This window comes from Candidatus Planktophila versatilis (genome assembly GCF_002288345.1).
Lineage (GTDB): Bacteria > Actinomycetota > Actinomycetes > Nanopelagicales > Nanopelagicaceae > Planktophila > Planktophila versatilis_A.
Window position 1 is genome coordinate 803,099 of record NZ_CP016781.1, and the last position, 19,021, is coordinate 822,119.

General features: G+C 49.4%; 18 protein-coding genes. 2 read left to right on the forward strand and 16 right to left on the reverse strand.

Annotated features, from left to right (window positions below; all coding sequences use genetic code 11):
* Window positions 1-28 precede the first annotated feature (28 nt).
* From A1sIIB142_RS04090 to thyX, 3 genes are read right to left on the reverse strand one after another with little or no spacing between them, the layout of a single operon-like run.
* Window positions 29-1,714 carry a ribonuclease J gene (locus A1sIIB142_RS04090; RefSeq protein ID WP_095693785.1) on the reverse strand — a complete coding sequence of 562 codons (1,686 nt, stop codon included), beginning with the start codon at window positions 1,712-1,714 and terminating at the stop codon, window positions 29-31.
* A gap of 9 nt (window positions 1,715-1,723) precedes the next feature.
* Window positions 1,724-2,620: a 4-hydroxy-tetrahydrodipicolinate synthase gene (gene dapA, locus A1sIIB142_RS04095; protein ID WP_095693786.1), complete on the reverse strand. Its 897-nt coding sequence runs from the start codon at window positions 2,618-2,620 to the stop codon at window positions 1,724-1,726.
* Between the two features lie 16 nt (window positions 2,621-2,636).
* Window positions 2,637-3,356, reverse strand: a complete 720-nt coding sequence (gene thyX, locus A1sIIB142_RS04100; RefSeq protein WP_095693787.1) for an FAD-dependent thymidylate synthase — start codon at window positions 3,354-3,356, stop codon at window positions 2,637-2,639.
* Window positions 3,357-3,416: 60 nt separating this feature from the next.
* Here thyX and A1sIIB142_RS04105 point away from each other — a divergent pair, with 60 nt between their 5' ends.
* Window positions 3,417-4,085 (forward strand): AzlC family ABC transporter permease, encoded by a 669-nt coding sequence (locus tag A1sIIB142_RS04105; RefSeq protein ID WP_223299170.1) that lies wholly within the window; start codon window positions 3,417-3,419, stop codon window positions 4,083-4,085.
* Window positions 4,082-4,387: an AzlD domain-containing protein gene (locus A1sIIB142_RS04110; protein ID WP_095693789.1), complete on the forward strand. Its 306-nt coding sequence runs from the start codon at window positions 4,082-4,084 to the stop codon at window positions 4,385-4,387. The genes A1sIIB142_RS04105 and A1sIIB142_RS04110 overlap by 4 nt, the downstream gene beginning before the upstream one ends.
* Here A1sIIB142_RS04110 and A1sIIB142_RS04115 read toward each other — a convergent pair.
* The 13 genes from A1sIIB142_RS04115 to ispG form a co-directional block, all read right to left on the reverse strand.
* Entirely contained in the window at window positions 4,384-4,641 is a 258-nt protein-coding gene (locus A1sIIB142_RS04115; protein WP_095693790.1) for a glutaredoxin domain-containing protein, read from the reverse strand. The genes A1sIIB142_RS04110 and A1sIIB142_RS04115 overlap by 4 nt on opposite strands.
* Before the next feature lie 16 nt (window positions 4,642-4,657).
* Window positions 4,658-5,392, reverse strand: a complete 735-nt coding sequence (gene dapB / locus A1sIIB142_RS04120; protein ID WP_095693791.1) for a 4-hydroxy-tetrahydrodipicolinate reductase — start codon at window positions 5,390-5,392, stop codon at window positions 4,658-4,660.
* Window positions 5,389-6,666 (reverse strand): M16 family metallopeptidase, encoded by a 1,278-nt coding sequence (locus A1sIIB142_RS04125; protein WP_095693792.1) that lies wholly within the window; start codon window positions 6,664-6,666, stop codon window positions 5,389-5,391. Before A1sIIB142_RS04125 ends, dapB begins: the two co-directional genes overlap by 4 nt.
* 4 nt (window positions 6,667-6,670) lie before the next feature.
* Window positions 6,671-8,872 carry a polyribonucleotide nucleotidyltransferase gene (locus tag A1sIIB142_RS04130; protein WP_095693793.1) on the reverse strand — a complete coding sequence of 734 codons (2,202 nt, stop codon included), beginning with the start codon at window positions 8,870-8,872 and terminating at the stop codon, window positions 6,671-6,673.
* A 172-nt stretch (window positions 8,873-9,044) separates the two neighbouring features.
* Window positions 9,045-9,314, reverse strand: a complete 270-nt coding sequence (gene rpsO / locus A1sIIB142_RS04135; protein ID WP_095674990.1) for a 30S ribosomal protein S15 — start codon at window positions 9,312-9,314, stop codon at window positions 9,045-9,047.
* A gap of 145 nt (window positions 9,315-9,459) precedes the next feature.
* Window positions 9,460-10,347: a bifunctional riboflavin kinase/FAD synthetase gene (locus A1sIIB142_RS04140; RefSeq protein ID WP_095693794.1), complete on the reverse strand. Its 888-nt coding sequence runs from the start codon at window positions 10,345-10,347 to the stop codon at window positions 9,460-9,462.
* A gap of 18 nt (window positions 10,348-10,365) precedes the next feature.
* On the reverse strand, window positions 10,366-11,241 hold the full coding sequence (gene truB / locus A1sIIB142_RS04145) for a tRNA pseudouridine(55) synthase TruB (protein ID WP_095693795.1): 876 nt from the start codon (window positions 11,239-11,241) through the stop codon (window positions 10,366-10,368).
* Window positions 11,241-11,681 (reverse strand): 30S ribosome-binding factor RbfA, encoded by a 441-nt coding sequence (gene rbfA / locus A1sIIB142_RS04150; RefSeq protein ID WP_095693796.1) that lies wholly within the window; start codon window positions 11,679-11,681, stop codon window positions 11,241-11,243. The genes truB and rbfA overlap by 1 nt, the downstream gene beginning before the upstream one ends.
* Window positions 11,682-11,698: 17 nt before the next feature.
* On the reverse strand, window positions 11,699-14,410 hold the full coding sequence (gene infB / locus A1sIIB142_RS04155) for a translation initiation factor IF-2 (protein WP_095693797.1): 2,712 nt from the start codon (window positions 14,408-14,410) through the stop codon (window positions 11,699-11,701).
* A 180-nt stretch (window positions 14,411-14,590) separates the two neighbouring features.
* Window positions 14,591-15,559 (reverse strand): transcription termination factor NusA, encoded by a 969-nt coding sequence (gene nusA, locus A1sIIB142_RS04160; RefSeq protein ID WP_095693798.1) that lies wholly within the window; start codon window positions 15,557-15,559, stop codon window positions 14,591-14,593.
* A complete protein-coding gene (rimP, locus tag A1sIIB142_RS04165) occupies window positions 15,559-16,035 on the reverse strand; it encodes a ribosome maturation factor RimP (protein ID WP_095693799.1) in 477 nt (158 codons plus the stop codon). The genes nusA and rimP overlap by 1 nt, the downstream gene beginning before the upstream one ends.
* Window positions 16,036-16,108: 73 nt before the next feature.
* Entirely contained in the window at window positions 16,109-17,842 is a 1,734-nt protein-coding gene (locus A1sIIB142_RS04170; RefSeq protein ID WP_095693800.1) for a proline--tRNA ligase, read from the reverse strand.
* Between the two features lie 21 nt (window positions 17,843-17,863).
* Window positions 17,864-19,018: a flavodoxin-dependent (E)-4-hydroxy-3-methylbut-2-enyl-diphosphate synthase gene (ispG, locus tag A1sIIB142_RS04175; RefSeq protein ID WP_190283294.1), complete on the reverse strand. Its 1,155-nt coding sequence runs from the start codon at window positions 19,016-19,018 to the stop codon at window positions 17,864-17,866.
* Window positions 19,019-19,021: the final 3 nt, after the last annotated feature.

Sequence of the window (19,021 nt, forward strand, 5' to 3'; positions counted from 1 at the left end):
GTTTTTTTAGCGAGCGTAGGCGCGCCGCTTAGACCTCAATGACTACCGGAACAATCATCGGGCGCCGGCGATGTTTTTGGCCTACCCATCCCCCAATGGTGCGACGCACAACTTGTGACAACTGATGCGTTCCATTGACTCCCTCTGCAACTGCAGCAGCTAGCGCCTTTTCAATCTGCCCTTTCACCTCATCAAAGAGTGCGATGTCCTCATTAAAACCACGCGCATGAATGTCAGGTCCGGCAACAATTTTTCCAGTTTGCGATTCGATCACCACAATGACAGAGATGAATCCTTCTTCGCCCAGAATCCTGCGATCTTTGAGAGATGATTCGGTGATATCGCCAACGCTGCCACCATCGACATAGACAAAACCACATGGCACAGCGCCAACAATTTCAGCGTGGTGATCTATCAGGTCGATAACAATGCCGTTTTCAATAATGAATGCGTTCTCGCGCGGAACACCTGATTCGATAGCTAGCTCAGCATTAGCTTTCAGGTGACGCCATTCTCCATGCACGGGGAGGGCGTACTTAGGCTTGACGATGTTGTAGCAATAGAGAAGTTCACCCGCTGCTGCGTGACCAGAGACATGCACCATGGCATTAGCTTTATGCACCACTTTGGCGCCCCATCGAGTGAGTTCATTAATAATGCGAAAAACAGAATTTTCATTACCTGGAATCAGTGAGGATGCCAAGATGACGGTGTCCCCTTCTCCCACTCTGATCTGGTGATCACCGTTTGCCATCCGGGAAAGGGCTGCCATCGGTTCACCTTGCGAACCTGTGCAGATCAGCACCACGTTATCGTCGTAGTTTTCTAACTCGCGGGCGTCAAATAAAATCCCTGAGGGAACGGTGAGGTATCCCATCTCTTGTGCAATCTTCATATTGCGAATCATCGACCGGCCGATAAATGCAACTTTTCTATTGTGCAGGGCTGCTGTGTCGATAACCTGCTGCACTCTATGCACGTGTGAGCTGAATGAGGCAACAATAACTCGGCGCTTTGTTGATGAGATTACTCGGTTAAGTGCCGGCATGATTTCTCGCTCAGATGGCGTAAATCCAGGAACGTCGGCATTGGTGGAATCAACCAGGAATAGATCAACACCCTCTTCACCCAAGCGGGCAAATGTTCGCAGATCTGTAATGCGACCATCGAGGGGAAGCTGATCCATCTTAAAATCACCGGTGTGAAGAATTGTTCCAGCACTTGTGTGGATGGCAACGGCAAGTGCGTCTGGAATCGAATGGTTAACGGCAATAAACTCTAATTCAAATGGTCCGACATCTTCGCGCAGTCCTTCTCGAACTTCGCGCATCAGTGGAGAAATTCGATGTTCTTTACATTTAGCAGCAATGAGGGCGATAGTAAGCGCAGAGCCATAGACCGGAATATCACCGCGTTCACGCAGTAAGTATGGAACTGCCCCGATATGGTCTTCATGTCCATGGGTAAGAAAGATACCGACCACATCAGCAAGGCGATCTCGGATGTAGGAGAAATCAGGCAAGATTAAATCAATTCCAGGCTGATTATCTTCCGGGAAGAGAACTCCGCAATCGACGATGAGTAACTTTCCATTTGTTTCATAGACGGTCATATTGCGACCGATTTCAGAGATTCCACCAAGGGCGACGATGCGAACTCCCCCGGCGGCTAGCTTGCTAGGAGTTCCTAAGTTCGGATGCGGGTGTTGAGTCATACAGCCAAATTATTTTTTCAACGTGATTCCACCAGCAATAAGATCTTTACGTAATTGTTCGATCTGTGCTTCGGTGGCATCAACGAGTGGCAGACGAGTAGTTCCTCCTGGGAGTCCCATGAGAGACATCGCTGCCTTGGTCAAAATTGCACCTTGTGTGCGGAAGGTTCCAGTGAAGACTGGAAGAAGTTTCTGATGAATCTCAAGAGCTTTGGTTGCATCGCCAGCAAACCAGGCATTAAGCATCGCTTTGAGGTCTAAGCCAACGGTGTGGCCACAGACAGAGACAAAGCCGACAGCTCCAACAGAGAGGAATGGCAAGTTGAGAATGTCATCACCGGAATAGACCGGAATACCTGAGCGCTTAATTACCCATGATGTGGCTGCGATATTTCCCTTGGCATCTTTGAGGGCAACAATGTTCTTCACGCTTTCAAAGAGTTTGACGATGGTGTCAGATTCGATTTCAACACCGGTGCGACCCGGGATGTCATACATCATGATGGGCAGATCAGTTGCGGCGGCTACTGCGCGAAAGTGCGCTTCGATTCCAGCTTGGGGAGGCTTGTTGTAATAAGGAGTAACCACCAGCAGCGCATCTGCCCCCGCATCTTGGGAACGCTTAGCTTGCTCAACCGTATAGGCGGTCTCATTATCGCCAGCACCGGAAAGAACACAGATTTTTTCGCCAACGACGCTCTTGACCACTTTGATGATCTCAAGTTTTTCTGAAGACTTTGTGGTGGGAGCTTCACCGGTTGTGCCATTGACTGCAATTCCATCATGTCCGGTATCAACAAGATGTTGCGCCAATGTGGCAACGCCATCCCAATCGATTGCACCATCACTATTAAATGGGGTCACCATTGCGGTGATTAATCGACCAAAAGGAGGCTGGATACTCATCCGCGCATCTTATCGCTTAAGGCGCAATACGACCAGATTTTTCAAAGGCTCCGTATGTCAAAGGCATCAATTTCGCGAACTCGGCTTCCATTTTTTCGGCAACCATCTCGATTTCTCGCTGCGGATAGCTTGGAAAGTGCGAACCTTCACGAGATGTGCGCAGGGATAAAAAGTTCATCAGTGCGCGTGCGTTCATGGTGACATACATAGATGAATACGTTGCTACCGGCAAAACAACTCGCGCAACTTCGCGGGCAACGCCAGCCTCTAACATCTTTACATATGACTCATAGGCAATGACATATGCATCCTTCATCGCCTTTACAGTTATTTCAAATTGCTCTGCTGTTCCATCTTCAAATGTGTAGGCACCAGTCTTACCCACCTGAATAAGTTTGCGCTCTTTCGAAGGAATATAGAAAACTGGCTTGAGTTCGCGATAGCGACCAGATTCCTCGTTATAGGAAGCGATGCGATGGCGCATAAATTCGCGGAAGACAAAGATGGGCGCTGAGACAAAGAAAGTCATCGAGGTGTGCTCGAAGGGTGATCCATGGCGTTCGCGAGCAAGATAATTGATGAGCCCAGCAGATCGCGCTGGATCTTCACCTATTTCATCTAGTGATTGCTCACCGGCGGTTGATACTCGAGCGGCCCAAATGACATCAGCATCACTTGCACTTGATTTCACGAGTTCTACCGATACATCGTCTCTATAAATTACGGTCTCAGACATGGTCGCACCTTATCTATCTACCCCCCTCCACTTGCTGCATATCTAGGGCAGAATGTCCGCGTGTCCAGAGTGAACCGCACCACCGCATCCCAAAGCTTGAGCGTCTCCTTGACGGTGGGCCTTTATGGAACTGCATTTGGCGCCGCCAGTATCGCCGCGGGGTTCTCAGTTCTGCAGACTTGTTTACTCTCACTTCTGACTTTCTCTGGCGCATCTCAATTTGCAGTAGTGGGCGTCATGGGCGCAGGTGGAAGCGCCATTGCAGGAATCGCAACAGCTTCACTTCTTGGTGTGAGAAATATGTTGTATGCACTTCGCATGGCACCTCTTTTGAAAGTCTCTGGATTGCGGAAGGTAATTGCAGCGCAAGTAACTATTGATGAATCAACTGGTGTTGCCTTAAGTCAAGAAAAACTAGGGACTACGGCGATGAAGCAAGGCTTCTGGTTAACCGGCGTTGGTGTCTATATCTTCTGGAACATCTTCACCCTATTGGGCGCACTCGGTGCGAAAGCAATGGGAAATCCCTCCGCCTGGGGCCTGGATGCTGCAGTTCCAGCCGCATTCTTAGGACTTGTGTGGCCAAGGCTGACAAATAAATTAGAACGGGCGCTAGCGGTGTGCGCACTTGTCTTGGCAGTCCTTCTCAGTCCGGTACTCAGCGCCGGTCTACCAATAATTTCCACCGTCGTACTTGCCGTGATTTTTGGCTGGAAGGTGCGCCGATGAACGCGCTCTGGATAGGTGTTATCGGTTCCAGCATCGCACTCTTTGCCCTGCGGTATTCAGGTTACTTGATCCCTGAGAAATTTCTGACAAACCCCCGAATGTTGCGCATTAATACCCTGATACCAGTTGCACTGCTCAGCGCCTTGGTCGGAGTTCAAACGGTGACTGAAAAAGGTCTCTGGGTTATTGATCAGCGCCTTGCCGGTGTTGCTGTGGCACTCATTGCACTACTGCTCAAAGCGCCTTACTTTGTTGTAGTGATATCTGCAGCTCTTACTTCCGCGCTTCTATATCGCTTCTAGATAATTCCCAGCGAAGTTAGCTTTGCCTTCAAATCATTATCTGATGGCTCTGTTAGGTGTGTGCCATCTGAAAAGACAAGCACTGGAATTGACTGCGCTCCCCCGTTGATCTCACGGACCTTGGCTGCTGCAGATTCATCTACTTCAACATCAATATGGTTTACCTGAACATCAAGCTCTTCTAAAAGTCGCTTGGAACGACGGCAGTCTCCGCACCAGTCGGCTCCATACATCGTGATATCTACAAGTGCCATGAGAGTTCTCCCCTACTTACATAAAGTTTTCCAGGCCGAAAGTCAGCCCTGGATGTGTCACAACTTTTCGCACTCCAAGGAGTACTCCTGGCATGAAACCTACTCTGTCTATCGAGTCATGTCGTATTGAAAGTGTTTCACCAATTCCACCGAGTAATACCTCTTGATGGGCAACCAATCCGCGCACGCGAACCGAGTGAACTGGAATATCTCCCACAGTGGCACCGCGTGCTCCATCTAAAGAAGTAGTTGTCGCATCTGGCATCACAGGTAATCCGGCTTCTTTGCGTGCAGCTGACATGAGTTCAGCTGTGCGGGCGGCGGTGCCTGATGGTGCATCAACCTTGTTGGGGTGATGTAGTTCAATGATTTCAGCAGATTCAAAGTACTTAGCTGCCTTTGTTGCAAACTCCATCATGAGCACTGCGCCAATAGCAAAGTTGGGAGCAATTAATACCCCTGACTTTGAGCTAGCCAGAAGAGACTTAATCTTGGCAATGCGGGCATCATCAAAACCAGTTGTGCCCACAACCGCATTGATGTTGTGAGAGATCAAAAATTCGAGGTTGGCCATCACTGAATCAGGTGTTGTGAAATCAACCGCTACCGCAGCGCCACTGTTAAGCAGAGCATCGAGTGAATCTCCAAGATCAAGTTGCGCAACGAGTTCTAGATCCTTTGCTTCATTGACCGCCTTTACTACCTCAGAACCCATGCGACCACGCGCACCAATGACTGCAACTTTGATCATCGCTTTAACACCTTTTCAAATTTCGCTTCATTTTTAAATGGACCGACAAGAGCAAGGGTAGGCGTTTTGACCAAGAACTCGCTGGCAATTTCGCGTATGTCTTGAGCGCTCACTCGGTCAATCGAGGTGAGAATGTCATCGAAATCCATCACTTGGCCATACACAATCTCATTCTTGCCGATGCGGCTCATGCGCGAACCGGTATCTTCCTGGCTCAATACCAGGGATCCACGCACAGCGCCTTTGGCGCGATCAATTTCTTCATGGGTCATCCCGTTTTCGGCAACATCACTTAAGACGCTGCGAATAATTTCGACGACTTCCACAGCCTTAGACGGGTTACATCCGGCATAAAACCCAATGAGGCCAGAGCCAGCAAATTGTTGCGCATATGAATAGACAGAGTAGGCAAGCCCACGTTTTTCACGAATCTCTTGAAATAGGCGCGATGACATGCCGCCGCCGAGGGCCGCCGAGAGAACTCCCATCGCAAAGCGACGTTCATCTGCCCTTGCAACAGCTTCCATCCCATAGAACATATGAGCTTGTTCGCTCTTTTTATACATCAGACCAACAGATTGTTGCTTTGAATTCTTAATCGGAATATTGGGGCGAATGACAGGGGCGGCCATGACATCAAGGAAGTTATCGCGCGACAGGGCTTGCTCAACCATCGCAACCACGCGCTTATGTTTGATATTGCCGGCCACAGCAACAACCAGATCTTGCGGTAAGTACTTCTTCTTATAGTAGTTAAAGACTGTGTTGCGAGACATCGCATTAATTGAATCAACGGTTCCTAGAATTGGTCGCCCGATGGGGGTATCGCCATAGTAGGTATCGCTAAAGAGATCGTGCACCAGATCACTGGGATCATCATCGCGCATCGCAATTTCTTCAAGCACTACCTTGCGCTCGGCATCGACATCTAGGGCTGAGACAACCGAGGAAGTGATGAGATCGCTGACCACATCGATTGCCATGGGTAAGTCAGTATCAATTACGCGGGCGTAGAAGCAGGTGTATTCCTTAGATGTAAAGGCATTCATCTCACCGCCGACTGACTCAATGGATGAGGAGATTTCTAACGCTGTTCTACTTGTTGTTCCTTTAAAGAGAAGATGTTCCAGAAAATGAGAAGCACCAGCCGTAGCCGGTGCTTCATCACGAGAACCTACATTGACCCAAATTCCCACAGCAGCGCTGCGTACTGACGGAACTTCTTCCGTGACAATCCGCAGGCCACTTGCGTGAACTGAGCGTTTAACTGACATCTACTTATTCAGCAGCTGGAGTCGATCCATCTTCGAGAACCGGAACCAAAGAGAGCTTGCCCTTTGGATCAATCTCGCCGATTTCAACCTGAATCTTGTCGCCAACCTTCATGACCTCTTCTAGGTTTTCAATGCGCTTTCCACCATGCATCTTGCGAATCTGAGATACATGGAGCAGGCCATCTTTACCTGGCATCAATGAGATGAATGCACCGAATGTTGCAAGCTTCACAACAGTTCCGAGGTATCGCTCTCCCACTTCTGGCATTTGTGGATTAGCAATCGCGTTAATCTGCGCGCGAGCTGCTTCAGCCGATGGCCCATCGGTGGCACCGATGTAGATAGTTCCATCATCTTCAATGGAGATATCTGCGCCAGTCTCATCTTGAATCTGGTTAATAATCTTGCCCTTAGGCCCGATTACTGCACCGATCTGATCTACTGGAATCTTCACCGAGATGATGCGAGGAGCGTATTGGCTCATCTCATCCGGTGTATCGATTGCTTCATTCATGACATCAAGAATTGCTAAACGCGCTTCCTTTGCCTGATGAAGGGCGCCAGCGAGAACTGAAGCTGGAATTCCATCGAGCTTGGTATCAAGTTGAAGGGCGGTAATAAAGTCCTTCGTTCCGGCAACCTTGAAGTCCATATCTCCGAATGCATCTTCAGCACCGAGAATATCTGTGAGGGCAACATATTCAATCTTGCCATCAACATCATCTGAGATAAGACCCATTGCAATACCGGCAACTGGAGCCTTTAGTGGCACACCAGCTTGGAGCATTGACAGTGTTGATGCACAAACTGATCCCATTGATGTAGATCCATTTGAACCAAGTGCTTCAGAGACCTGACGGATTGCGTAAGGGAACTCTTCGCGAGTTGGAAGTACTGGAATGAGTGCGCGCTCTGCAAGTGCTCCGTGGCCGATTTCGCGACGCTTTGGAGTTCCTACGCGACCGGTCTCACCAGTTGAATATGGTGGGAAGTTGTAGTTGTGCATATAACGCTTTGATGTCTCAGGGCTCATTGTGTCGAGCTGCTGTTCCATCTTGAGCATATTAAGAGTTGTCACACCGAGAATCTGGGTCTCTCCACGTTCGAAGATTGCAGATCCGTGTACACGAGGAATTACTTCAACTTCGGCAGACAAGGCACGAATATCACGAAGACCGCGACCATCGATACGGATCTTGTCACGCAATACGCGCTGACGAACAAGCTTCTTTGTCAGTGAGCGAAACGCTGCTGGAACTTCCTTCTCGCGACCTTCGAAGGCAGCTGAAACTGATTCCTTTGTCGATGCAGAGATTTCATCAATCTTTGTCTCGCGCTCTTGCTTGCCTGAAATTGTCAACGCCTTTGCCAGATCATCTTTTGCAGCCTTCTCAACTGCGGCAAAGACATCATCTTGGTAATCCAAGAAGACTGGGAAATCTGCAGTTGGCTTTGCAGCTACTGCTGCCAGCTTTGACTGCGCTTCGCAGAGAATGCGAATGAATGGCTTAGCTGCATCGAGTCCTTGCGAAACAATTTCTTCCGTAGGTGCTGCTGCGCCACCGGCGATGAGACCGATTGTGCGTGATGTCGCTTCTGCTTCCACCATCATGATTGCTACATCGTCAGCCGTTACGCGACCTGCAACGACCATATCGAAAACAGCTTTCTCAACCTGTGAGTGATTTGGGAATGCAACCCATTGGCCTTCGATAAGTGCAACACGCACTCCACCGATAGGACCTGAAAATGGCAGACCTGCAAGTTGTGTTGACATTGATGCTGCGTTGATAGCAATCACGTCATACATGTGGTCAGGATCGAGTGCCATTACTGTCACAACGATTTGTACTTCGTTACGAAGTCCCTTGATAAATGATGGGCGCAATGGGCGGTCAATCAGACGGCAGGTAAGAATTGCCTCTTCTGATGGTCGGCCTTCACGACGGAAGAATGATCCTGGGATCTTGCCAATTGCATACATCTTCTCTTCTACATCAACTGTAAGTGGGAAGAAATCGAATTGATCTTTAGGTGTCTTTGATGCTGTTGTTGCTGAGAAAATCATTGTCTGATCATCTAGATACACAGCTGCAGCTCCTGCTGCTTGCTTTGCGAGGCGTCCGGTTTCGAACTTAATCTCGCGCTTTCCGTACTTTCCGTTATCGATAACGGCTACTGCTGTCTTTACGTCTTGACCCTCCATGGGTCCTCCTTTGATTCGTTTGTTGCATATTCCAAGGTGCATGAGCACAGCTTGGAAGCGGTAACTACTCGCAGGGCGAAACGAATGAATCTTCGATCGAAGTTCACAGATGCAAACATCTGGAAACCACTACCGAGGACCATTAGTCCCCCGGCGGGTAGTTCTTACTTAATTAGCGACGGATTCCGAGTTTCTCGAGAATTCCACGGTAACGATTGATATCTGTCTTTGCGAGGTACTGCAAGATGCGACGACGCTGACCTACGAGCAACAACAGACCACGACGGTTGTGGTGATCATGTGGGTTGGTCTTAAGGTGAGTCGTAATGTCATCGATGCGACGTGACAATAAAGCGATCTGAGCTTCAGGGCTTCCTGTATCAGTAGCTGATGAGCCGTACTTCGCAATGATTTCTTTCTTTACTTCTGGTGTTAGTGCCATTGGTTGCTGTATTCCTTTTCATGTTAAGTACATCAGTACTGTTCAAGAGGCTTCCCGGTTTGAATCACGGGAAATCACTTTCTCGTTGGACAGGGCAAAGTTTACCTGTGGGGTGTGGATAAGTGAAATTGAGGCTGAATTGCCCTTATTTCTCGGTTAATTCGCGTGCTTTATCGCAATCCTTCTTCATCTGGACCAATAGCTCTTCCAAGCTATCGAATTTCAGAGTGGGACGTAGATACCAACCAAATTCAATGGATGCATTCTTGTCATAGAGCTCTAGCCCCTCTTGATCAAGTGCATACGCTTCAACTTGTCTGGCGCGTTCTCCTGCAAATGTTGGATTGGTGCCAATAGAAATTGCCGCCGGCCAGAAATTAATTCCCACCGTCAACCACCCGGCATAGACGCCATCGGCAGGAATAGTTTGTCCTTCAATGTTTCCTAAATTAGCTGTGGGATAACCAATTTCCCGCCCGCGCTTTTCACCATGCACCACAACGCCATCTAGTCGATGTGGTCGCGATAGAAGCGTGCGCGCTTCTTCAACTTTTCCTTCAATTACTAGTTTACGTATGCGCGAAGATGAGATGACCTCGGTATCTGCTTTGAGCTCCTGCACATCAACTGTGAAATTATGTGTGCGGCCCTCGGCGATAAGTGATTCAACATTTCCAGCCGCTTTGTGTCCATAAGTGAAATTCTTTCCCACCACCACGGTGCTGGCATGAAGCTGGCCGACTAAGACATTGGCGACAAAATCTTCGGGCGACATTGCAGCAAACTTCTCATTGAACTTCATGACTGCAACTTGATCAGCGTTATGAATCTTTAAGAGTTCAACCCGATCAGCCAAGGTTGTCAGCGAGGTAGGAACCTTTTCGGGGGCAAAGACAGTTGTTGGATGTGGATCAAAGGTCAGGGCAACGATGGCACGCCCATTTGCAATCTCTTTTGCGCGATTAAGCAGTTGTTGATGTCCCTTATGTACGCCATCGAATACCCCAATGAGTACAACGTTAGTCTCGGACATATTCCAATCTTGCCTTACCTAGTTCGCTGCCGCAAAGACAGCGATGGGTTTTGCATGTATTCCATCATCTTTGAGCAGTGCGATGAGTCGATTATCTGGTGACATCGCAGCAGTGATGGAAGTCGTGCCATTTTTCGACAGGGGCCTGCCAAAAGATAACTCTGTGACTTCTTCCAGAGTGAGCTCGCGTACAGAAAAAGTCACTCTGGCCACATCTGCAAGCTTTAGTGGTGTGAATTTCTGATCTTTCAGGTCTTGAAAAGAGACCGCATCTCTTTCGCTAAAGCCAGCAACTCGCGTGCGGCGCAAGGCGCTGAGGTGTCCACCAACTTCTAACGCCTCCCCTAAGTCGCGGGCAATGGCGCGAATAAATGTTCCGGCTGAGCAGGTGACTTCAATATCAACTTCAGTTGTGGCAGCTAAATGGCGAATTGCCAGAATATCTAGTTGCGAGATTGTTATTTTGCGCGACTCCAGTTCAAACTTCTCACCAGCTCGCACACGATCATAAGCACGCTCTCCGCCAACTTTTACGGCCGAGACAGATGATGGGCGTTGGGCGATGGTGCCAACCATAGTTTTTAACACTCTTGCAATCTCGCCATCAGTAACATCTGCTGCATGGGTAGTTGCAATCACTTCGCCTTCTTTATCATCAGTGATTGTTGAGCTTCCAAGAACGATTGTTGCTCTATAGGACTTATCGCCATCGGTGATGTATTGCAAAAGGCGGGTGCCATTTCCGAAACCTAGGACCAATACTCCAGTAGCCATCGGATCAAGTGTTCCGGCATGGCCCACTTTGCGTGTGCCCAGCGCTTTTCGCCCCACTGCTACGACATCGTGACTGGTCATTCCCCCAGCTTTATCTACAACCAGGAATCCATCTGTCATTAGTTATCAAATTTGTTTTCTACGACGCGTGGGACTTTATAGGCATCTTCCACCACTGGCTTTGCATTCTCGCGCGCTTTCGCAACTTCAGCATCAAGTTGGTGAACTCGCTCTAAAAGTGAGTCAAGTGCTTGGGCAGATTCTGGAAGTCCATCAAGAATGAATTCAAGTGATGGCGTAATGCGGGTGCCTAAATCTTTTCCCACAGCGCTACGGATCACACCTTTTGCAGATTCCAGAGCAGCTGCCGTTGCGGCGCGCTCATCATCTCCACCAAGGACGGTATAGAAAATAGAGGCGTTCTGTAGATCTCCGGTCACCCGCGCATCGGTAACAGTGACAAAGCCAAGACGCGGATCTTTAATCTTTGTCTCAAGCAGCTGTGCCACTACTACCTTGATGCGGTCTGCAACCTTCTGGCTGCGGTGTGAATTTCCCATTTTTTCTTTTCGAAGCGTTATGCGCGCTTCTTCTCACGCATCTCAAAGACCTGAATGATGTCTCCAACTTGAAGGTCAGCACCCTTGCCTACGCCGATACCGCACTCAAAGCCCTCACGGACTTCAGTGGCATCATCTTTAAATCGCTTGAGTGATTCGATAGTTACCTCTTCGGCAATGACTGCTCCACCACGTATGACGCGTGCCTTTGCATTTCGGCGAATGATTCCATCGCTGACGACCGAACCGGCAATAGTTCCAACCTTTGAAGATTTAAAGAGATCGCGTACTTCAGCGCTGCCGAGTATGACCTCTTCAAACTCTGGCTTAAGGAGTCCCTTAAGTGAGAGTTCAATCTCTTCGATAGCGTTATAGATAACTGAGTAGAAGCGAACTTCGACGCCTTCTTGATCAGCATAGATAGCAGTCTGTGGCTCTGGCTTAACGTTAAAGCCGATAACAACAGCAGTCGAGGCAGATGCAAGCGTGATATCACTCTTGGTAATTGCGCCAACGCCGCGGTGAATAACGCGAAGATCTACTTCAGCGCCAACATCGAGCTGCATCAGTGCATCTTCGAGTGCTTCCACCGAACCAGAAACGTCACCCTTAAGAATGAGGTTAAGAGTTGAAATCTTGGATTGCTCCATGAAGTCTTCCAGTGAGACCTTCTTGCGCGCCTTCGCCAATTGCGCATTGCGCTCTGCAGCTTGACGCTTTTCGGCAATCTGACGAGATGTGCGGTCATCTTCGGCAACTAAGAAGGTATCTCCAGCATTAGGAACGGATGTGAATCCGAGAACCTGCACTGGACGTGATGGTCCTGCCTCTTCGACCGTATTTCCATCTTCATCATGCATAGCGCGTACGCGACCAAATGATCCTCCGGCAACGATGGCATCTCCAACTTTGAGTGTTCCGCGCTGCACAAGAACTGTGGCAACTGGTCCCCGACCACGGTCGAGGTGAGCTTCAATGGCAACACCGCGAGCAACATCTAGTGCCACGGCGCGCAGATCAATAGCAGCATCTGCTGTGAGCAAGATTGAATCAATGAGTTCATTGACTCCGACACCTGATTTAGCAGAGACGTTTACGAAGATTGTGTCTCCGCCGTATTCTTCGGCAATCAAGTTGTACTCAGTAAGTTGCTGGCGGACCTTATCTGGGTTGGCGCCTTCCTTATCAATCTTGTTCACTGCCACCACGATTGGCACATCAGCTGCCTGTGCGTGGTTAAGTGCTTCAATCGTCTGAGGCATGATGCCGTCATCTGCTGCAACTACGAGCACTGCAATGTCAGTGACCTTGGCACCACGTGCACGCATAGCGGTAAAGGCTTCGTGACCTGGTGTATCAATAAATGTAATTGCGCGATTGACGCCATCGTGATCATGGTGAATTTGGTAGGCACCGATGTGCTGTGTGATGCCGCCGGCTTCTCCCTTAATCACTTCAGTCTTACGGACCGCATCAAGGAGTGATGTCTTACCGTGATCCACGTGTCCCATAACGGTGACAACTGGTGGCCGGGCAGTGAGATTTTCCTCGTCGTAGTCGCTCATTTCGGCAGCGAGATCGATATCAAATCCCTGCAAGAGCTCACGATCTTCTTCCTCAGGTGAAACAACTTCGATGACATATCCAAGTTGGGCACCGAGAATTTCAAATGTGTCGGCATCAACAGATTGAGTTGCAGTCACCATTTCACCTAGGTGGAATAGCGCTGATACCAACGCTGCTGGATCTGCATTAATTTTCTCTGCAAAATCTGCAAGTGATGAGCCACGGCGCATGCGAATCTTTGTCTTGCCATCACCGTGCGGAATAACTGCTCCACCTAATTGTGGAGCTTGCATATTGTCGAACTCTTCGCGCAGCGCCTTACGTGACTTCTGCTTACGCTTAGAAGATTTACTTGCATTCTTTCCAAATGCACCTGCAGTTCCGCCACGACCTGGACCGCGATTGGGAGCACCGCCGCCTGGACGTTGTGGACCACCAGGTGCGCCACCTGCTGGAGCATTCCCTTGTGAACGATATGGACCTGATGAAGTTGGTGCACCACCTGTGCGTGGTGGATAGTTTCCAGTTCCAGTTCCAGTTCCAGCACCTGGCGGACGTGCACCACCAGGACGTGCTGCAAAACCTGGACGAACAGAACCGGGACGAGCACCTGCCATACCGGCACGTGGTGCACCCGTTGAACCTGCTGGTCTTTGCGGTGGGCGAGGAACGCTGCCACCTGTTGAAAATGGATTGTTACCAGGACGCGGTGGACGTGGAACTGCCGCTCCTGATGAAAATGGATTATTTCCTGGACGTGGCGCACCAGGTGTGGCAGGAGTAGTTGGTGCTGTTGGACTCTGCGCCTCTGCAGTTGCAGCAGCCTTCGCTTCTTCGTGGGCAGTTGCAGCAGCATCACGCGATGCTTTGAGGGCTGCAAGATCTACGCCGAGTTCGGCAGCTAACTCTGCTGCAAGTTCTGGATTTACTTCAGCAGTTTTCTTGGAGGCGGCAGTTTTCTTCGCTGCAGCCTTCTTCACAGGCTTCTTCTCTTCTACCGGTTTAGCATCTGGGTATAGCGCAACTAACTTGCGCACAACCGGTGCTTCCACTGTTGATGATGCTGATCGGACGAATTCGCCCATTTCTTGGAGCTTTGCAAGGACTTCCTTGCTCTCCATACCGAGCTGCTTTGCTAACTCGTGTACGCGGACCTTTGACACATTTCTCCTGTCTTGGCCCGCATTAAAATTTGTGGGATGCGAGCCCTAGTTGTTCGACCTCATGATGTAAACGAGCTCATTTGAGTTTCATATCTTTCGCATCCATTTCAGTAATTGCACTCACGCGTATGCGCTTATGCGATGGCCCCAGTCTAGCGAATGAGGTGAGAAATCCCTATTTCACGCGGGAGTATCGGGGTGAATATCTATTCGCCAGCCGGTAAGTCGTGCGGCAAGACGGGCATTTTGTCCATCTTTTCCGATGGCCAGCGATAGTTGGTAATCCGGAACAATGACTTTTGCAGAACGAATTGATTCATCAACGATAGTCACACTCGTTACTTTGGCTGGAGCAAGTGCGTGAGCGACAAACTTAACTGGATCTTCATCCCAATCGACGATATCAATCTTCTCTCCATGTAATTCATTCATCACGGCTTGTGCACGAGAACCCATGGGGCCAATCAGTGAACCTTTCGGTGAAACACCGGCGCGGTGAGAGCGCACGGCAATCTTTGTGCGATGTCCGGCCTCTCGCGCAACCGCCATAATCTCAACGATGCGATCTTGTATCTCCGGAACTTCTAGTGCAAATAACTGCTTCACCAGTGCTGGGTGGCTTCTCGATAACATGATTTCTGGACCCTTAAGTCCTTGCTTTACCTCAACCACAAAACATTTGATGCGATCGCCATGGTTAAAGACTTCCCCAGGAACCTGCTCCTGCGGTGGAATGCGACCTTCTGTTCGACCCAGGTTAACATTGATCATCTTAGGATCACGCCCCTGTTGCACAATTCCGGAGATGACATCACCAACGGAGGCGGTGAACTCGCCAACGATTTCAGCATCGTTAGTTGCACGCATTTGAAGTTTAATCACTTGACGAGCAGTCGAAGTTGCGGTGCGATCAAAGCCCTCCACCTCAAGCACCTTCTCGGCAATGCGCTCTCCTAGTTCATTGAACTCGGGAACAAATATCGCAATGTCTCCGGTTTCGCGATCAAGGTGCACGCGTGCATATCGATTTGGCTCGAGCGTCTCGGAATACGCGGTGAGTACTCCGGCTTCAATTGCCTGGATTAGCTGCTCTAGTGGCATCGCTTTGGCATCGGTGAGTTGCTTGAGCGCCTCAATATCAACGCCCATTACTTGTCACTCTCTTTCCGGTTAAATTCAATTTCAACTGTTGCGCGCTTAATATCAGCTAGCGCAATCACAACTTCTTTTACTTCCTTCTTCTCCGTTACTGACAGCGTGAGCTCAGTTTCAGTATTGCCAGAGATTCGGCCAGTAACGACCTCACCATCATTGCGCACAACCTTCAGTAAGCGGTCAACGTTTTTCGCAAAGTGACGTGGTTTAGTTAGCGGGCGATCAACTCCTGGAGAAGTAACCTCCAGCGTAAATGGCGCTTCTCCCATAAAGGCGGCTTCATCGAGAAGTTCTGAGATGGCGCGTGAGACGGCGGTGACCTGATCCATATTGAGGGAACTTTGGCCATCAACGATGCAGGTAACAATGCGATGTTTGCCGGGTGATACAAGTAAGACTTCTTCAAGGAAAAATCCTTGAGCTTCAACTGCAGGTGTAACCAGTTGCGCTATTTGATCCGTGATTGCCATTTCTAGCCCTTCATATTTAATTGTTCTTAAGTTGTAGGGCAGATTTTATCAGTGGTTGACCACAAACTGTTAACTAGGGCAGGGTTGGTAGCAGGGCTGCGATTGCATCAACTGCGCCCACTACGGCAATCTCTGACTTTTCACCACCCTTGCGCACCCGAATTTCCACGTTCCCATTTTCCAGCGCCTTGCCCACAACGACAATGACCGGAATTCCAATCAGTTCAGCATCTTTAAACTTAACTCCTGGGCTAGTGCCGCGTCGATCATCTAACATCACAGATATTCCGCGCGCCTCTAGCTCGGCGCCAATCTTCTCGGCTGTCTCAAAAATATTATCCTCTTTACCTGTGGCAACAACATGCACCTTGGCAGGTGCAACTTCTACCGGCCAAGAAAGTCCGATCTCGTCATAACTCTGTTCGGCAATGGCAGCAACTGCGCGCGAGACACCAATTCCATAGGAACCCATGGTGACAACTTGTGATTTTCCATTTTGGTCGAGCACAGTGAGGTTAAGTGCCTGCGCATATTTACGACCCAGCTGGAAGATATGACCAATTTCAATAGCGCGATCAATTACAACTGGGGCTGCGCACTTAGGGCAAGCATCTCCTTGGCGAATCTGCGCTGCTTCCACGTAATGATCCACGGTGAAATCTCGACCGCTCACCACATTACGTGCATGCTTATCTTTAACATTGGCACCTGTTACCCACGCCGTGCCGGGAGCAATGCGCGGATCGGCATAGACAGTGATGCCATTCTTCTTTGCATCTTGCGGTCCGATGTAACCCTTCACAAGTCCTGGAAACTTGGCAAAATCTACCTCTTCAAATACTCGTAAGTCATTGACACCAACAAGATTTGCTTGCAATCGCTTGAGATCAACTTCGCGGTCACCCGGAACAAGAACTGAAATCGCTTTCTCATCAGCCAACAGCATCACGTTTTTAAGAGTCTTTGCCCCGTCATATCCCCCGCCGAACTTGGCATTAAGCAGTTCAACTAATGTGTCGATGGTGGGAGTGTTAGGTGAGTCAAAGACTTCTTGTGCCGGCACTGTCGATGCATCACCTGGTGCAACAACGGTTGTCACCGCTTCCACATTTGCGGCATAACCACACTTTTCACAAAGTACATAGGTATCTTCACCGGTTTCACACGGTGCTAAAAACTCCTCTGATGCCGAACCACCCATCGCACCTGATACCGCGCTGACAATGTTGTACTTAAGGCGCAGCCGATCAAAGGTTGCAATATAGGCAGCGCGATGGCGCATGTAGGAGTCAACGAGACCTTCATCGGTGAGGTCAAAAGAATAAGAGTCTTTCATGACAAATTCGCGCCCACGAATAATTCCAGAACGTGGACGAGCTTCATCACGATACTTGGTCTGTATTTGATAGAGCGAGAGCGGCAGATCCTTATAAGAGGAGTACTCACCCTTAACCATCAACGTGAACATCTCTTCGTGAGTGGGCCCTAGTAAGTAATCTGCACCTTTTCGATCTTGCAAGCGAAAGAGATCTGGCCCGTAATCAGTCCAGCGACCAGTCTGCTCATATGCATCTTTGGGTAGGAGTGCCGGAAAATGAACTTCTTGAAAGCCAGCCTTATCCATCTCTTGGCGAACAATGTTTTCAATATTACGAAGTGTGATGACACCTAGCGGGAGCCAGGAATAGACCCCGGCAGCGATTCGACGAATATATCCAGCGCGTACCAAGAGGCGATGACTTGGAACTTCAGCATCAGCTGGGTCATCGCGCAAAGTACGTAAGAAGAGAGTGGACATTCGCAACATAATGCGAACCCTACCGGAGGATTACGAAGTAGTGACGGAAGGTACTCCTGATGCAACGCCGGCGGCTTCCATCTCTTCGGCTAAGCGCATCGCTTCTTCAATCAGAGTTTCAACAATCTGTGCTTCAGGCACTGTCTTGATGACTTCACCCTTAACAAAGATCTGCCCTTTTCCATTTCCAGATGCAACACCAAGGTCTGCTTCGCGAGCTTCGCCAGGACCGTTGACGACGCAACCCATCACCGCAACGCGCAGTGGAACTGTCATTCCTTGCAAACCTGCCTGTACTTTCTCGGCCAAGGTATAGACATCTACTTGAGCGCGACCACATGATGGGCAAGAAACAATCTCAAGTTTACGCTGACGCAAATTAAGTGATTCAAGGATAGAAATTCCAACCTTTACTTCCTCCACCGGAGGCGCAGATAGTGAGACGCGAATAGTGTCGCCAATACCTTCAGCCAACAATATTCCAAAGGCAGTTGCAGACTTAATCGTTCCTTGAAAGATTGGACCAGCTTCTGTTACCCCGAGGTGCAGCGGATAATCACATTTGGCGGCAAGAATTCGATAAGCGTTGACCATCGTGACCGGATCGTGATGCTTCACCGAAATCTTGATATCGCCAAAGCCATGCTCTTCAAATAGTGATGCTTCCCAGAGCGCTGATTCAGCCAAAGCTTCTGGAGTTGCCTTGCCGTATTTTGCAAGCAGTCGTGGATCTAGCGAACCAGCGTTAACACCAATACGAATTGGAATGCCGGCATCTCCGGCCGCCTTGGCAACTTCTTTGACCTTGTCATCAAACTGCTTGATATTGCCAGGGTTCACACGAACGGCGGCGCACCCAGCATCGATAGCGGCAAAGATATATTTTGGCTGAAAGTGAATATCTGCAATTACTGGAATCTGAGATTTCTTAGCAATCTGTGCCAGTGCATCAGCATCATCTTGTGATGGCACTGCAACTCGAACAATCTGGCAACCAGATGCGGTGAGCTCTGCAATCTGTTGCAAAGTAGCATTGACATCTGATGTGAGAGTGGTGCACATCGATTGCACACTTACCTGTGATTCGGAGCCAACCCCAACCGAGCCAACTTTGAGCTGACGCGTCTTGCGACGCGGGTGCAGCGTTGGCGGTGGAGCACTTGGAATTCCGAGATCAACCATGATGCG

Coding starts and splice junctions, on each gene's coding strand:
- A1sIIB142_RS04090 (WP_095693785.1), bottom strand. CDS start 1,714: ATGACTCAACACCCGCATCCGAACTTAGGAACTCCTAGCAAGCTAGCC.
- dapA (WP_095693786.1), bottom strand. CDS start 2,620: ATGAGTATCCAGCCTCCTTTTGGTCGATTAATCACCGCAATGGTGACC.
- thyX (WP_095693787.1), bottom strand. CDS start 3,356: ATGTCTGAGACCGTAATTTATAGAGACGATGTATCGGTAGAACTCGTG.
- A1sIIB142_RS04110 (WP_095693789.1), top strand. CDS start 4,082: ATGAACGCGCTCTGGATAGGTGTTATCGGTTCCAGCATCGCACTCTTT.
- A1sIIB142_RS04115 (WP_095693790.1), bottom strand. CDS start 4,641: ATGGCACTTGTAGATATCACGATGTATGGAGCCGACTGGTGCGGAGAC.
- dapB (WP_095693791.1), bottom strand. CDS start 5,392: ATGATCAAAGTTGCAGTCATTGGTGCGCGTGGTCGCATGGGTTCTGAG.
- A1sIIB142_RS04125 (WP_095693792.1), bottom strand. CDS start 6,666: ATGTCAGTTAAACGCTCAGTTCACGCAAGTGGCCTGCGGATTGTCACG.
- A1sIIB142_RS04130 (WP_095693793.1), bottom strand. CDS start 8,872: ATGGAGGGTCAAGACGTAAAGACAGCAGTAGCCGTTATCGATAACGGA.
- rpsO (WP_095674990.1), bottom strand. CDS start 9,314: ATGGCACTAACACCAGAAGTAAAGAAAGAAATCATTGCGAAGTACGGC.
- A1sIIB142_RS04140 (WP_095693794.1), bottom strand. CDS start 10,347: ATGTCCGAGACTAACGTTGTACTCATTGGGGTATTCGATGGCGTACAT.
- truB (WP_095693795.1), bottom strand. CDS start 11,241: ATGACAGATGGATTCCTGGTTGTAGATAAAGCTGGGGGAATGACCAGT.
- rbfA (WP_095693796.1), bottom strand. CDS start 11,681: ATGGGAAATTCACACCGCAGCCAGAAGGTTGCAGACCGCATCAAGGTA.
- nusA (WP_095693798.1), bottom strand. CDS start 15,559: ATGGGCGTTGATATTGAGGCGCTCAAGCAACTCACCGATGCCAAAGCG.
- rimP (WP_095693799.1), bottom strand. CDS start 16,035: ATGGCAATCACGGATCAAATAGCGCAACTGGTTACACCTGCAGTTGAA.
- A1sIIB142_RS04170 (WP_095693800.1), bottom strand. CDS start 17,842: ATGTTGCGAATGTCCACTCTCTTCTTACGTACTTTGCGCGATGACCCA.